The sequence below is a fragment of the Pseudomonas sp. WS 5051 genome (assembly GCF_012985715.1).
GTDB classification, from domain to species: Bacteria; Pseudomonadota; Gammaproteobacteria; order Pseudomonadales; family Pseudomonadaceae; genus Aquipseudomonas; species Aquipseudomonas bubulae.
Window position 1 is genome coordinate 96,211 of sequence record NZ_JAAQWV010000014.1, and the last position, 15,257, is coordinate 111,467.

The 15,257-nt window shown below is 55.8% G+C and carries 12 protein-coding genes and 1 pseudogene; 7 read left to right on the top strand and 6 right to left on the bottom strand.

Annotated features, from left to right (window positions below; genetic code table 11):
* The first annotated feature begins 199 nt into the window (after positions 1–199).
* A complete protein-coding gene (locus HBN79_RS19355) occupies positions 200–1,402 on the top strand; it encodes an NAD(P)/FAD-dependent oxidoreductase (protein ID WP_169917050.1) in 1,203 nt (400 codons plus the stop codon).
* 13 nt (positions 1,403–1,415) lie between these two features.
* On the opposite strand, the gene HBN79_RS19360 is transcribed toward HBN79_RS19355, so the two are convergent.
* The gene (locus HBN79_RS19360) at positions 1,416–1,871 is read right to left on the bottom strand and encodes a nuclear transport factor 2 family protein (RefSeq protein ID WP_169917051.1); all 456 of its coding nucleotides are present in this window, start codon (positions 1,869–1,871) and stop codon (positions 1,416–1,418) included.
* Between the two features lie 226 nt (positions 1,872–2,097).
* Between HBN79_RS19360 and HBN79_RS19365 the strand changes: the two are divergent.
* Positions 2,098–2,241 (top strand): annotated as a pseudogene (locus HBN79_RS19365) (transcriptional regulator); the annotation flags it as partial.
* Between the two features lie 146 nt (positions 2,242–2,387).
* Here the strand turns inward: HBN79_RS19365 and HBN79_RS19370 are convergent.
* Complete coding sequence (locus HBN79_RS19370; protein WP_169917052.1) at positions 2,388–2,672, bottom strand: DUF3077 domain-containing protein; 285 nt, start codon at positions 2,670–2,672, stop codon at positions 2,388–2,390.
* Between the two features lie 945 nt (positions 2,673–3,617).
* Positions 3,618–4,034 carry a hypothetical protein gene (locus HBN79_RS19375; RefSeq protein WP_169917053.1) on the bottom strand — a complete coding sequence of 139 codons (417 nt, stop codon included), beginning with the start codon at positions 4,032–4,034 and terminating at the stop codon, positions 3,618–3,620.
* A 39-nt stretch (positions 4,035–4,073) separates the two neighbouring features.
* Between HBN79_RS19375 and HBN79_RS19380 the strand changes: the two genes are divergently transcribed.
* Entirely contained in the window at positions 4,074–4,823 is a 750-nt protein-coding gene (locus HBN79_RS19380) for an NAD-dependent deacylase (protein ID WP_150658707.1), read from the top strand.
* Between the two features lie 14 nt (positions 4,824–4,837).
* On the opposite strand, the gene HBN79_RS19385 is transcribed toward HBN79_RS19380, so the two are convergent.
* Together HBN79_RS19385 and HBN79_RS19390 are read right to left on the bottom strand one after the other, a co-directional pair.
* On the bottom strand, positions 4,838–5,107 hold the full coding sequence (locus tag HBN79_RS19385; protein WP_150658708.1) for a hypothetical protein: 270 nt from the start codon (positions 5,105–5,107) through the stop codon (positions 4,838–4,840).
* Positions 5,108–5,147: 40 nt separating this feature from the next.
* Positions 5,148–7,241, bottom strand: coding sequence for an ATP-binding protein (locus HBN79_RS19390; protein WP_169917054.1), 2,094 nt, complete (start codon positions 7,239–7,241; stop codon positions 5,148–5,150).
* A 495-nt stretch (positions 7,242–7,736) separates the two neighbouring features.
* Between HBN79_RS19390 and HBN79_RS19395 the strand changes: the two genes are divergently transcribed.
* From HBN79_RS19395 to HBN79_RS19410, 4 genes are all read left to right on the top strand, one after another.
* Positions 7,737–9,200 carry a DUF726 domain-containing protein gene (locus HBN79_RS19395; RefSeq protein ID WP_169917055.1) on the top strand — a complete coding sequence of 488 codons (1,464 nt, stop codon included), beginning with the start codon at positions 7,737–7,739 and terminating at the stop codon, positions 9,198–9,200.
* A gap of 67 nt (positions 9,201–9,267) precedes the next feature.
* The gene (locus HBN79_RS19400) at positions 9,268–11,469 is read left to right on the top strand and encodes a hypothetical protein (protein WP_150658711.1); all 2,202 of its coding nucleotides are present in this window, start codon (positions 9,268–9,270) and stop codon (positions 11,467–11,469) included.
* Positions 11,469–13,172, top strand: coding sequence for a LeoA/HP0731 family dynamin-like GTPase (locus tag HBN79_RS19405; protein ID WP_150640974.1), 1,704 nt, complete (start codon positions 11,469–11,471; stop codon positions 13,170–13,172). Before HBN79_RS19400 ends, HBN79_RS19405 begins: the two co-directional genes overlap by 1 nt.
* Positions 13,173–13,284: 112 nt before the next feature.
* A complete protein-coding gene (locus tag HBN79_RS19410; RefSeq protein WP_150658712.1) occupies positions 13,285–13,956 on the top strand; it encodes an ankyrin repeat domain-containing protein in 672 nt (223 codons plus the stop codon).
* A 74-nt stretch (positions 13,957–14,030) separates the two neighbouring features.
* On the opposite strand, the gene HBN79_RS19415 is transcribed toward HBN79_RS19410, so the two are convergent.
* Positions 14,031–14,903 (bottom strand): WYL domain-containing protein, encoded by an 873-nt coding sequence (locus HBN79_RS19415; protein ID WP_087693416.1) that lies wholly within the window; start codon positions 14,901–14,903, stop codon positions 14,031–14,033.
* Positions 14,904–15,257: the final 354 nt, after the last annotated feature.

Below are 15,257 nucleotides of genomic sequence, written 5' to 3' on the forward strand. Positions count from 1 at the left end.
AATCTCCGACTGAATTAGTCGCATATTTTAGCAGTGATCAGTCAGGCGAGCAACGCTCCTTGGGCGTGACAGCAGTGGCATGGACCACAAATAAAGATTGCTCTCTGTAACTACGACTAATATAGTCGCCGTTATTGAGGTTCGGTGGTGATCGTCATTCGGGGTTGCTTTGCTCGGGCTTCTCATCAGGGGATAAAAAATGAAACAGCAGATTCTGATTATTGGCGCAGGCTTCGGTGGCATGTGGACCGCTTTGAGTGCAACGCGGCTGTTGGATATTCACGGCCACAACCAAGTCGAAGTGACCGTGCTGGCCCCTCAGGCCGAGCTGCGCATACGCCCGCGTTTTTACGAGCCTGAAGCGCACCGGCTGGTCGCGCCGATTGGCGAACTGCTCGACGCGGTAGGTGTCACCTTTATCAAGGGCGCTGCAGAGACCATCGACGTGCAGCAAAAACATGTGGTTTACACCGATGCTGCAGGCGCCAGACAAATTCGTCCCTACGACAAACTGGTCCTGGCTACTGGCAGCGGCCTTGCGCTGCCTGACACCCAAGGTGTGGCGCAATATGCCTTCGACGTGGACCAGATCGAGCAAGCCATACGCCTGGAAAACCACCTCAAATCCCTGGCAGAACTACCACCAAGCCGTGGTCGCAACACGGTGGTTGTGGCGGGCGGAGGCTTCACCGGCATTGAAACGGCAACCGAAATGCCGGCCCGTCTGCGCGCCATACTGGGCGAGCATGCAGATATGGAAGTGATCATCGTTGATCGGGGTGAAAAAGTCGGGGCTTCACTGGGCGCCGAAATCAGCCAGTCGATCGCCGAAGCCAGCGATGAGCTGGGGGTGACCTGGCGCTTGAAATCGTCTGTGGTAGCCGTCGACGAGCAAGGCGTAACCCTGGGTGATGGTCAACGAATCGAATCGAAAACAGTGATCTGGACCACCGGTGTACGGGCCAGCTCGCTGACGGCGCAAATCCCGGGGGAGCGTGATGGGCTTGGGCGTCTGCATGTGGACGCGCACCTTCAAGTCATAGGCCAGCAAGACATCTTCGCCACCGGCGACGTGGCTTATGCCGCCACGGATGACCTGGGCAACCATGCCCTGATGACCTGCCAGCACGCCATCGTCCTGGGGCGCCACGCGGGCAATAACGTAGCTGCGCAGATACTGGGCGTAGCCCCGGTTGCCTACAGCCAGCCCAAGTACGTTACCTGCCTGGACCTGGGTGGCTGGGGAGCGGTCTACACCGAAGGCTGGGATCGTCAGGTCAAGTTGACCCGCCAGGAAGGCAAAGCGCTGAAGACACAGATCAATACGGTGTGGATCTACCCGCCGGCTGCCGACCGCGATGTGGCCTGGGCGGCAGCGGACCCATTGATTCCGATTGCCTGAAATATCAGGGTGCTTAACCCTGCGCGCTTTCGGTGGCCGGGCGCAGGATATCGCGGCACCCCAGCTCATGACTGATATCCATGCGCCGATGGGCAATACGCCAGCCGTCTGGTGTTGAAACCCAGCGATCCTGATATTCGGCCAGCGATTCATAGGTCAAGCCTTGCATATTGCCGGCGCCGCGATGGGCTGCGCGGACATAGATGCGGCTCACGATCGTTGAATCGCTGGACTCGACCAACAGATTGCCGAGCAAGTGCTGGGAAGGCCCGCAGCCCTCAAGGTGCACACGAATCATGGCCACAATCGGCCCGCGACCTTGAAGCTGATGCAAACCGCCATAGTCGGCAGTCGCTTCCTGGAGGAACACATCATCCATGGCAGCCCAGTCGCGCTGATCACAAGCCCGTGCATAGCGAGAAAGGACTGCATTGAGCTCGCGCTCAAGCAGCAATTGTTTGATGTCCATCTTGTCCCCTTTTCAGTCTGCCGGTTGGTTTGGCGCTGAGCTGATGCTCGGCCTGACTGGGGGAGGGGCTCATCGTTCAGTTGGACTATTTGTGTGGGGGGTGGGGTAGGTGGGGTGGGTTTATCAGAGCACTACAAAGAGCACTGAACGTTCAGGCAGGGTGGACGGGGCTAATTCGACAACCTGCCGACCGTTTTCCTGAATCAATTGAAAGAGAAGGTCAGTAATGGATCATGAAATGGAGAATTTTCAAAAAGACTTGTTGGCTTCGGTACGTCAAATGAAAGCTGGCAAGGTGGTACCCACTACCGAAGTGAAGCTATTGGCTGCGGCCGAGGCCAGGGTTAAAGCTGGCGTGTCCCAGAGCGCATCGAAGGGAACGACCAGCACACCTTCCGAACTCACAAATTAAGGTCGATGGTGTCCGCCTATTTTTAAGTGCACGCGATAGCCCTTAACTCGAAGTTCGAAAGGTGTATTGGCCGTTTGATCACCGTGAACAGAGGCTTTTTGAGGTCATAGACCACCGTCCTGAACCTGTTGAAGCCCCAGGGTGACATCATCGACAAGTGCTTTGGCCATTTCGCTGAGATAGTGTGAAGCCCACCTCATTGCTTCGTTGCCATCATCCATTGCACCGAGAAACGTGAGCGTGTTGATGCAGTTCATAATGAGAGAGGCGTGCTGCAGTGCTTCTTCGCCTGAAATACCGGCATTGACGGTAAATAGACGCTGGTCGCCTACGTTGCATTTGGCGAAGGTGGCGCCGCCGACGGTCTGGATCATGGCTGGAGAGGTCATAGGTCGCCTCTTTTGGTCACGAGGGAGTTGTGGCGGGTGACAAGGCTGGAGTCGGCGTGTAATGCGACGAGGGCCATGGCTCGATAAGCCGCGGCGCGAATTTTGGACGGATTGCGGGTGTGATTCATTTGGCGTAACTCCTATTGTTGAGGAGCTGCCACGAATCGCCGCTAAACGAAAGAGGGTGGCAGCTGTGCGCAGGTTAGCGGACCGGGACAATAGGAACCCGGCAGGCCCGAAGGCCTCCCACGCACAGCCGCCATAATACAGATATGCGGACACAAAAAAAGCGCCTGCAATCGTTATGGTGGCGCCTGTGCGCCTATTGTTCACCGGGCCGCTAAACCCGGTCGCTGAATTTGCAGCGACAGTAAAAAGGTAACGCCACCCTTTGAAAAGCGCAACCGTGCGGAGTGTTTCTGGTGGTTTCGGGCGTGGTACAAGAATGGGCAGGCAGTGGCGGATAGCCAGAAACAAGAACGCCCGCACGGGGCGGGCTTCTTGAGGTGTTGCTCAGACTGTCTGGGACAGGTCTGGACAGCTATTAGGTGGGCCGGGGTAATCTGAATTGGTATTTTATATTATTGATTTAAAAGGAAAATATAGCATTAATTTTTATACTGGAATACTGTTTGGAATGCCATTGGCTGAGGGCTGCAACGGCGAGCTCTGCAATGACGTTACCTACATTTCAACCCTTGATTGAGTCAGGGCTGCTCTACAGCGGAGGGTACGTTGCTTCGTGGGCCAAGTCATCAATCTATCCTCATTAGTAATAGGTCTGGAACCCCTGGCAACATTGCTGCGTTATAGCACCGACTTGACCAATGAATCTCTGGTGCGGAAAGTCCGCTTGGTCTGTCTGCTTTTGGCAAGCGGACATCTGGATAACATCCAACAATCTTGCTAATCAGAAACCGGCGAACCCCTGAGCCGATCCTGCCGCTAGAGACCGAGCTCATCCAGTGCATGGAGCAACTTGGCACCCAGCATGATCCGGTCAGTGGCATCTATGCCGTTTTCCTGTGGCACTCGATATATCTGGTCACTGCCGATGTCGAAGCTTGCACGTAAGTCCTCCATATTCCGTACGAGTTCAGGGTCGTCAGGTAAGTTTTCGAGTCTCCAGCCTTCGTCGACACTTTCGATGGTGACAGTACCACCCGTTCGTTCCAGCCCGCGACGCAGGGTTTCGTATCCATAAAACCAGAGGTTGTTGTCTGGAACCTTCAAGCCGCTCGTGGTCGCCACCGCCGAGAGATAGGGGTCGCGGTAGTAACTGCGCATGACTGTCTTGTCCAGCATGCAAATACTGTAGCCACGTTGGCTGATGGCATAGCGGCCCGAGTTACCTTCACGCATGCGCGGGTATCCGGTCGGCGCAGAGCGCGGGAGGTCAGTATGGAGTTCCAGGCTCAACAGTTGCGCGATGCATCTCGTGTCGTTGTTTTCTCTGGGGCCGGTTTATCCGCAGAGAGTGGTATCCCCACGTTCCGCGATGCCTTGTCCGGGCTATGGGAGCGCTTTGATCCTGCTGCCTTGGCGACTGCGCAAGCTTTTCGCAATGACCCCGCCCTGGTGTGGGGATGGTATGAATGGCGGCGTGCCAAGGCATTGGCGGCACAACCGAATGCCGCCCACCTGGCGATAGCTAAACTGGCTACGCGAGTCCCTACGCTTACGGTAGTCACCCAGAACGTTGACGACTTGCTCGAACGCGCCGGATGCCCTGAGGTATTGCATTTGCACGGCAGCCTGGGCTCGCCGCGCTGCTTTGCCTGCGCACGAGCCTATGCGATCAAAGACGATCAACCTGATGAGTCGGAGCAGGGGCGCAGCATCGAGCCGCCACGCTGCCTGCATTGCAATGGCAAGGTGCGGCCGGGCGTCGTCTGGTTTGGTGAATCGCTGCCCGATGACGTTTGGCGCAAAGCGCTGGCGGCAGTAAAAAAATGTGATGTGCTGCTGTCGGTGGGCACTTCGGGGCTGGTGCAGCCAGCAGCCGAGTTACCACGTATCGCACTGAAGCACGGCGCGCAGGTGGTTCACATCAATGTGCAGCCAGAGCTGGTGGTGGAAAACCGGGAGTTCAGTCTCGTCGGCAGGGCAGCAGAGGTTCTGCCCAGGCTGGTAGAACAAGCTTTTGGGTAATGAGTTTTTATCAGCTAGTCGCTACTCGAGATCCGAAGTGTGGACGCGTGTTGAAATTCCTCATCGGTAGCGCTGATCGCTTGCGTATCGGGCATATTGCGCAGGGTCCATGCGTAGTTGATGTGATGCTGGACTTGCTCCAGGTGGCTGCGAAAATGCGCATGGCGATATCGCATCGGCTTACGAGTACCGAACGTGTGGCCTGTCTCCAGGCAGATCACGATGCGTTGCAGCGCCCGGATCGATTCATTCAGATGGGTGATGATCAACTCTTGGTTTTTCATGGTGCGCTCATCGATGGGGGGCAATGGGTTCTCGGTACGTTCAATGGATGAACCCGATCGGCTTTTGCAGCCCCGCAGATTTCAACCGACATTCCGCCAGCAACGCCGTGGCCAACTCGTCGGCACTCGCGAACGGCTTGAAACGAGCGCGTCGCGCCACTGCCGCAAAATCTCCCGGAGTCAGACGCTCTTCACCGCGCAGCCGCTGCCCGGCGACGTGTTTCGAATCATCGAGGCCCAAGGCGTTCAAGTGCGCAGCAAACAACGCGAGCTTCTGGGGCTGCGTCAGATAGCCAAAATGCACTTTCAAATCGAAGCGCCGCAGCGAAGCTTCATCCAGGTCGCCGATCAAGTTGGTGGAGGCAATGAATAGCCCGTTGTGGCTCTCCATCTGCGTGAGCATTTCGTTCACGGTGGTCACCTCCCAACTCTGCCGCGCCTTGCGGCGGTCCTGCAGAAAACTGTCTACTTCATCGAACAGCAACACCGCGTCTTCCTGCCGGGCCTGCTCAAAGACGCTGGCCAGGTTCTGTTCGGTCATGCCTACATAAGGTGAGACCAGGTCCGATACTCGTTTGACCATCAGAGGCTTGTTCAGCTCTTGGGCAAGCCAGCGCCCGAACGCGGTTTTTCCGGTGCCGGGTGGGCCATAGAAACAAAGCCGAGCCTGGGGATGGGCGCGCAGACCCTCGACCAGACCGGCGAGTGGCAGATCGGCGTTGATCCAGTCCGGTGAATAAAACCCTGGCAAACCGTTGGCGTCGTTGAGTGGCAGTTTGGCGAAGCCTTGGGCCTTGAGTGTGTTGTCGACGATGCAACGGATGGTGCTGTCCAAGGTCTTGCCCGCGCGCGCAGAGACATTACGGCCTACTCGCACAGCACGCTCGAGCACTGCAGGAGTGACTTGCCCGTGAGCGCAAAGATGCTCGACCAACTCATTGCCCAGCTTGCCCGCGCCACAATCGCGCAATAGTTTTTCGCGCTGCGCCAACGGCGGATTGGGCATCTCGATCACCAGATCGAAGCGGCGTATATGTGCAGCGTCGATCGCCTCGATGCTGTTACTCAGCCAGAAGCAAGGCAGCGCGTTTTCCTCGAGCATGCGATTGATCCAGGCTTTCTGGGAGCGGCTACCGACATCGAAGATGGACGTTTGAAAGATATCTTCGATCTCGTCCATTACCAGCAAGGCTCGCTGTACATGCAACACGCTGTTAGCCGCACGCAGTGAACATAATCGCTGGTGAGCGTAAAGCGGGTCGCCATGGCGATCGGTGCATGCCACCTCGTACAGCGCACTGTTCAGACGCTTGGCGAGTAAGCGGCTTAACTGAGTCTTGCCGGTGCCCGGTGGCCCGTAGAGCAAAATGTTCACCCCGGCCCGGCCCTGTTCCAATGCCTTGGCCAGGTAGCGTTCGGCAATATCCAGCGGTTGCTTCACATGAACGAAATGCTCACGACTCAGCTTTCCCGGTGGGCTCAAGCGGAATGCATAGACAAACAACTCAAGCGGCGAGCCTTGGCTGAAGCGCAACAGGCCGGGCAGGTCCTGGTTGCTTACATACAGCAGTGAACTCAGGGTCATCGAGGATGCGCTGTGGCTGGTGCCCAGGTCCAGCAACCCCGTGCGTACCAGTTGGCTGTCACGACTCAGGCACGTTCGGACCTCCGTCAGCGGTAGCCCCAACAATACTGACAACGACTTGAGCGCCCGGTTGTAGCCCAGTACACCCAACTGGTCGGTGGCATCGCTGAGCACCGGATCGTTATGCATCAGCACGCAAAAGCCCAGCACGCGCAGCTCTGCGTCGCTCAACTGCAGCAAGGCTGCCAGCGATTGAATGTTGCTTGCCAATCGGTCGGGGTAAGACGGGTGCGGATAATCAACCTTGAATGCACGCGCATTCTGGCGCAATGCCTTGAGTGCCTGCGCCGCGTTGTATTCCTGGTCATCGACCCACTCTGCCAGCCCTAACTCGCGGGCTAATTCGTCATCATTGAAACTGTGGCGCCCCATGAAAGTGCGGTGGCCGCCAAGCTCCAGCATCAGTTGGAAACTCCACTTCAGCGAGAGCGCACAGGTGTCGGCAGCACGCAGGCTATCGTGGGCGAATGGAGTGGGGCTGGTTGGCATGCGAGATGTCCTGACGCTTGGGAGAGGACAGGATGGGGCGATCGGTGGTCAGAATGCGTCGTGTAACGAAGCCCGGGCGTTGGCTTGGGTATTAGACCTTCGGTTCTGGATGGGTGATGGCAATTCGGCATCGTGCTGGGCATAATCGATGCGCCGTCGCAGTAGCAGATTTGACGTGATCCAGGCACAGGGAAGCGCTTGCGGCGCCCCCTCGCACACCAGATTCAAGTTCGTATGATTTTGAATTGGCCACTTGATAACTGACGAACTCTTGCAATCGGCCTTACATGCGCGGTCTGCGCATTTCATGAGATGACTCGGATGAACTGTGCCTATGCAATGGCCTTTTTCCGAATTGCTGCCAGGTGAAGTATGGGGTTAATGGTCGGTGATGTTGCGTTTTTGATTGTCCTCGGTGGCGCCATCAGTCCCGCTGAAAAAGGGGCGAAAGGGGCAAGCACCCAGATGTTGCGCTCCAGTGTCGGACGTTGACCCATGAACCCACATTTCAAGTTCAGGACTTTGCCGAAGGCTTGCGGGGCCGTGGCGAATATCTTTATTCATGGATATTCGGCGGGGCATGATCTTCAAGATCGCCGGTTATTGGTAAGCAGCATCCCGGCATCGCTGCAGAACTGCGTGAATATCTTTGCTTTCTGGCCCTCGGGTCACTTTGCCCGTGTCGGCAGCAGCTCACGCAGCCTGTTCGCTGCTGGCGCGCGCGTGCATGTCGCCGTGGGAGCGGCGGTGTTTGTGGGTGATCGCGCTGTTCATTTCGCTCGGATTCGCTCAAGAGCCGAAGAGATGGGCAAGGTGCTGATGGAACAGTTGCAGGAGTATCTGTTCAAAAAGCACCCCCATGTCACGACCGTCAATTTGATTGGTCACTCGTTAGGCGGCAGGTTGGTTGTCAGTGCGCTCAAGAGCCGCACTGATCCGCTTGGCCACGGACTGGCCATCGATGATGTTCTGCTAATGGCTGCCGCCGTCGAAGTAACTCCATCCGATGCCGCCCAGATGGAGTCGCGTATTAATGGACGCCTGATCAATGCCTATTCCAGGGACGATTGGACGCTTTTCATGAATTTTGGAGAGGCGAGTCTGGGCCGTAACGAGGTGGAAAACTTCGACAATATCTCGATGCCGGAATTTGGGCACGGCGATTACTGGAAGAAACTGCCTGCGGTCATGGTCCAGACAAAATTCAAGGGTTACCAGGGGCAGCAACTCGCAGAAGGACTTGGAACGGTCACGGCTGTTGATGACTTCGTGCGCAATGATTCCATTGTCTATCGAGTCCTCGAACGATCCCCGGTCGAGTTGACCGAAGAAGCCATCAAACATCTGAAGACCAGCAGTTGGACAGACATCAAAGATGCTGAAGAGGATCGTGCCTTCTCATTCACACGAGAGTTTCAGCTGGTCGGCGGACATTGTCTGGTCAACGCAGCCAGGCGCCGCGGCCTGACCTATGTGGACGCACTGCAAATGCTTGCCGAGCATTATGAGTTGGGTTCAAAAGTTCATCGCTGCGCCAGCGTTTTGGAGACCGAAAAGCTGTTGATCAAGACATTCTTCCAGCACGCTTTTCCTGACGGGCATCCGTTGGCCAACGCTCCACTGACCGCTGCGAAGGTCATGTCCCGTGAAGTCTATTTCAAGCACATTGACGCTCTGGCCGAGCGCCTCACCGTAGCCTCGTACTTCAAGCCCTCGACGGTTGACGTTGACATGACCGACCCATCCGCAGGCACGGCGATGGCCTCAACCACGACAATAGCTTTGGCTGGTTATGCCAATGCCGTCGCCGGCTTGCTGGGTACGCTTGCAAAGAAGCCCGTGAGTCGATTGTTGACCAACTTCAAGACTGCGCTCAAGCCGGGATACTCGGCCCTGATACCTGCGGTTGCGATTGTGTTTTATGCACGGGTGGAACTCGACGATGAAGGGCTGATGTAACACGCAGCCCTCTGTCTGGCAGACCCCCTCGGTCACTTATTTCAACCTGGATGAAAGAGTCCGCCCCATGATTATCGAGTCGCAATCCCCCAAGGAAATCTATCTGAAAGTTGGCCGAGAGGTCGCGGTCATCCTGCAGGCGTTGGAAACCAGGTCCCAGGACCAGAAACTGGCCAAGCAGCAGGACAGCGCCCGCGGCATTCTCCAGGGCGTGCAGCAAGAGTTGAACAACGCAATGGCCGATCTGCAAAGTCACGCAGAGTGGGACACGTTCACCCTGGCCTTTTATGGTGAGACCGGTGCCGGTAAATCGACACTGATCGAGACACTGCGGATCTTGCTGGATGAAACCTCCAAGGTCGAACAACGCCAGCGTTTCCGGCAGTTGCAAGCGAGTCTGGGGTTGAGCGAGGAGGCACTGCAGCAGCTCGAAGAGAGCATCGTGGCTCTGGATGAACAATTGACAGCTTTGCAGAGCAACCTAGAGGCGGTGGCGCGGGATTTCGATCAGCAGGATGCGGCCATGGCGGCGGAGCTGGACGTATTGACTCGAACCATCGCCGACAAGAAAAACAACGCCAGTCTGTTCCAGCGTCTGCTCAATGCGCTGCGCAAACTGCCGGAAGAAAAGCTGCTCGTTGAGCGTCAGGCTTGCATCGAGCCATTGACGGCACAACGGCGAGCAGCAATGGCAGTCGTAGAACAGCAGAAAGTACAACTTCAGGCGCAAAAAACGGAGCAACAAACTCGCCAGCACGCTGCATTGGAAGGGCTGGCCGAACTGAACCGTGATGCCGATGGCTCCATCATCGGTGATGGTCGCCCGGACTTCACTCGCCAGACTCACCGTTATGACTTTTGCGCCGAAGGTCAACGTTTCGCGTTGCTGGACGTGCCCGGAATCGAAGGCGATGAGAAGCAGGTCAAAGATGAGATCGACAGCGCGGTCAAAAAGGCTCACGCGGTGTTCTATGTGACCAGCAAGCCCACGGCTCCGCAAAAAGGCGACGAGGCGCGTCAAGGGACACTGGAAAAGATCAAGGCCCACCTGGGGGCCCAGACGGAAGTCTGGTCACTGTTCAACAAACGCGTCACCAACCCAATGCTCCTGGAAAAGCCGCAACTTGTCAGCGAGGACGAACAGGTCAGCCTTCAGGACCTGGACATCAAGATGCGCGAGCAGTTGGGGGAGCATTATCAGCACGCGATATCACTGAGTGCCTGGCCTGCGTTCCTGGCGGTGGCCGATTGCCTGGTACCAAGATCGTCAGCGGCCAACAATCAGGCCAAGTTCCTGAGCAAACTGCCGGCCGGGCAGATGCTTGATAAATCAGGTCTGACGTCGTTCTGCGAGCACTTGAGTGGCAATCTGGTCAAGGATCATCGGGCGAAGATCAAACGCTCCAATCTGCATAAGGTCAGGCGTGAGGTCAGCAAGATCATCCACCAGCTATCAACGCTACGCCGCCTCGAGTTCCGACCGCTGGAAGAGGAACTGCGTCTGGAAACCAACAGCTCCCAAGCACAACTTGGCATTGCACTGCAGGCCTTGGAAACGCGTTTGACCGCCAAGGGCGAAGAGGCCATCCGCAAGTTCAAGACGGCGGTCAGGAAAGAAGTCTACGCACGCATCGAGAATGATATTGGCAATGACGACTTCCGCAGCGCTTTGGAGCGCAGTATCACTGGGCAGCAAGAGGTGCTTGAGCGCGAATTGCCCTCAATCATGCAGGCTGAAGTCGACAGCTTCGCCAAGCAGATTGCCGCTGTGGTGGCTCGGTTCGAAGCGCATGCAAAGGATTTGCTCTCCACGTACAGCAAGCTGCGTATCGGCGGCCTGAGTGTGCCTTTCAAGGTCGATATCAAGATCGACAACGGCATCAATCTGACTAGCCTGCTTGGCACCTTGGCTGGTGGTGCACTGATGTTCTGGAACCCTGCAGGCTGGGCGATCATGGCGCTGGGTGGCATCACGCTGTTGGTGAGTCTTGGGAAGGCCCTCTACGGCGCTTTCAACACCAAGTACAAGCAAGGGCAACAGCGCAAGTCGGTCGATGAAAACCTCGAAAAAATCGCCGAGCAGTTGCAAGAGGCATTTCACAAGAGCTTGGCCAGTGCTTTGCCAGAACTGAAGAAAAAAGTTGCTGAAGTCCAGGCTGACTTGAACGAGCCGGTGGCGCAAATCGCGGCCATCAATCAGATCCTGGGAAGCTCCCTTTCTCAGCTGACTCAGCTTTCCAATGAAATTCAGGCAGAAGGTAATCGTTGATGGAAACAACACTTGATGTATTTCAGTCTCAGCAGACCAGCGCGCTGGATATTCTCGATCGGCTGGAGACTTTTCTTCGCCAGGGAGAACACCTGGGTGTAACGATTGATCCAACGCTGCTGGCCAAGCTCGCCACATCCCGTAATCAAGTCGCGGGGGATAAACTGAAAATCGCCTTGGTGGGCGGATTTTCCGAAGGCAAGACTTCCATAGCGGCGGCCTGGATGGAGCGGCTGGATAAATCCAGCATGAACATCAGCCAGCAGGAGTCTTCCAACGAAGTAAAAGTGTATGAGGTGGGTGACGATTTTGTGTTGATCGACACCCCCGGGCTTTTTGGCTTCAAAGAGCAGTACAACGCCGATACCCAGACTATCGAAAAGTATAAGGACATCACTCGCAAGTACGTCAGCGAGGCACATCTGATCCTGTATGTGATGAACTCCACCAACCCGATCAAGGAAAGCCACGCGGACGAGCTGAACTGGTTGTTCCGTACGCTCGACTTGCTGCCGCGTACGGTATTCGTCCTCAGCCGTTTCGACGAAGTTGCCGACGTTGAGGATGAGCAGGATTACCAGGAAAACCTGAAGATCAAGCGTGACAATGTCAAAAGCCGTCTACGCGACTCCATCGACGCCACCGAAGCGCAATTGGCTGCGCTGTCGATCGTGGCGGTAGCCGCCAACCCCTTCGATATGGGCACCGAATACTGGCTGGCAAATCTGGACAAGTTCAAGACACTGTCCCACATCGCCAACCTGCAAGGCGCTACCGTAGAAAAAATCAGAACCAGCGGTGGTGCGGTGGCCATCGTCGACCAGGCGCGTAACAGCGTTATCCTCGACGTGCTGCACAAGGAAGTACCGGTGGCCGTGGAGAACGACGAAAAGATCGGTGATGAGGTCAGTCGCCTGGAGCGCATGGGCAAGACCCTGCAAGAGCAGTTACAAGCTGCCAATAGCCGCATCAGTGACGTACGCATCAGCCTGCGCAGCTTTGTCCTCGACTACTTCACGGATCTCATCCTTCAGGCCAAGGGCCTCACGCTCGAAACGTGCGGTGAATTCTTCGAGCGTGAAATCGGCAATGAAGGCTTCGTTATGGCGACAACGCTGCAGAACGAGTTCGACCGACAGCTCAACGGTGTGAGCCAAGAGATCAGCAGTATGCGCTTGAGTTTTGCCTCGGAAATCGAGCACTTCAACAGCTCGGTGACCAAACTTGGCAAACAGGGTGTCAACTACGTCGTCAAGAGCAACCTGATCAACAATACCTCGGTTCTTGCAACACGTGACGGCATCGTCGCCGTCGCCAAAACCTTGGGAATGGACTTGGGTAAGATGCTCAAATTCAAGCCTTGGGGCGCGGTCAATCTGGCCAAAAATATCAATGGCGCTTTAGCGGTCTTAGGTTTCGCCCTGGAGGCTTGGGACACCTATCAACAAGTTCAGCGCGAAGAAGCCTTCCGCAAGTCCCAGCAGCAAATGGTGGAGAACTTCGACAAACAACGTAAAGAGATGATTGAGCTTCTCGACAGTGAGCATTTCATCCTGCGCTTCTTCCCTGCGTATCAGGAATTGCTTGGCACAGTGCAAGAGATGCAGGACAACATCGCTCAACGTCAAGAGCAACGCCAGCGCTTTCATGCCTGGCGCAAGACCGGTGAAACCATCGAAGCAGAGTTCGTTCGTCTGGAGTAATGGCTTGCACTCTCCGGGCCGTTCTCGGCTCGTGACGCATTGCGTCACGAGTTCGAGTGGCTCTCTTAAGCTGTCCATTTTTTTGACATATATCCAATCAGGGAAGGATGCCATGTCTTACACACCCGCACTACTCACGCTGCTTGAGAAAACTCTGGCCCCGACAGGCTATTGCGTTGGTGACATGCTTGATCACGGTATGGGCGACTGGCACGCCTCAGTGCTTCTTGATAACACGGACCATCTGTCGTCGCTCGAGCCGCTAGCGTTAAATGACAGGGATTTTGCAGGGCACACCCCACTGGACATCGCCTATCGATTGAACCGAACTTTCCTGATCGAGCGACTTGAGGTGATCGGTGCGGTGGGGGACAAGTCCATCCTCGAATCGAGAGGCGTTGGCATTTTCATAGAAAATGAAAAGTACGTCCATCTGCCCGGTAAGCAGGGGAAGCTAAAGACGCTGGAAAAGCGATACCGGGAAGGCGGAAGTCTCAACGACCGTGATGTGGGAGGAAACACACCTATCCACTGGTTGGCCGCAAACGGCCACTTCAAGGCAGCTAAGCACTTCTCTGAAAAACACTTCATGTTCAACGTTGATATTGATGCGAAGAACAACGAAGGGAACACTCCGCGCAACCTTGCCATCCTCGCGGATCACCAAGACATAGCGCAGCAGCTTTTGATCTGGGAGATCGACAATTACATAACCGCGGTGCGAATCAGGCACAAAATGAGCGCCGGATTGAAGGAAATGTTACCCAGACGCAAAGATCGTTAAGTCGTTGTAGCGCTATTGGCAGGGAGGATAGGTTGATTACATGCGGTCAGGTAATCAACCGACTTGCCAACTAATCACTCATACAGCCACGGTCTCAATTCCCTGAGGTTAGTCACCACGATTTGCTGCGCCTCAGGATTAGGGTCCAGGTTTCTGTGGTCGATCTGATAACGCTGCAATACATACTTGACCAAGGCCTTGCGGCTGGGCACCACTAGTTGGCCGTCAACCATGCCGAAGTCGGTTTCAATGATCGCTTTCTGCGCAGGGTTCAATCGCCCATCGGGCGCGATGACGATCGGAATTTCGTTGCTCCAGTCTTCATCTAGCTCACGGGTATTTTCCGAAGCGTCGAGCAAGTCCGGCTCGCCGCGCAGGCGGCTGAGCACAAAGTCCCGGTATTGGCCGTTCTTCTCGCAGTATGCCCGCACATGCCAGCGCATGCCGGTATAGACCAGTGTGTGAGGCGCTATGAGGCGAATTTCCACGTTCGGCGTATTGAGTGACACGTACTCGGTTTCCAGGCGCAGGCCGTCGCGGCAGGCCTTGAGCAGTGGGCGCAAAATCTCTGGGTGAATCGGCCTGTCCGGTACTTCCAGTACCTTGGTGTGGGCATAGGCCAAGGCGAGCCCGTCGATGTGTGGGGCGCGTTCGTTGTTTTGGTAGAGCAGGTGCAGGTAAGCGCTGGCGCTGTCGTCGATGAACTTTGGCTTGAAATGCTTGCTGGGGACATAGCCTTTGAGCTGCTTGTCATAGGCCAGGTTTTTCGGCGCATGCTCAGTGATGTAGGTATTGATGTCCTTGGACGCCTGCTGGCGGCTGATGCCAAAGCTCTGAATCAAATGCCCCGTGGTCAGACGGCCTTCCCACCATGCAACAGTCTCGATCAACCTGTAGCGAAGTGCCAGGTCCCAGCGTACCTGCTCGATGGTTTGCTTGCGTTTCACTTCCCCTCCTTGTGTGCGGTTACTTGAATCACATCACTCTACAATAAAGACCTGTCGTTGAAGGCGACATATCCTCAAATTTTCACTCGACTTTCGAGTTGGCGCCTTCCATTGCAACCTCCATGTGTAAAGTTTAAGGACACATGTTGCTGGATGCGTTGTTCAAACCTTTGCCCGGTGCCGCCGGTGCCTGGGATGTGATTCCGCTTCGGAGGGGCTTCCCTGCCTAGGCTCTGTACGTAAACCCAAGAAATACGATTTTCTGTAAAATACACCGCCATTAAAGCCAGGAGGCCAAGATGGCAAAGCGGTATGAACTCCCCGACGCAGCCTGGGATCTGGTTGCAGATATCT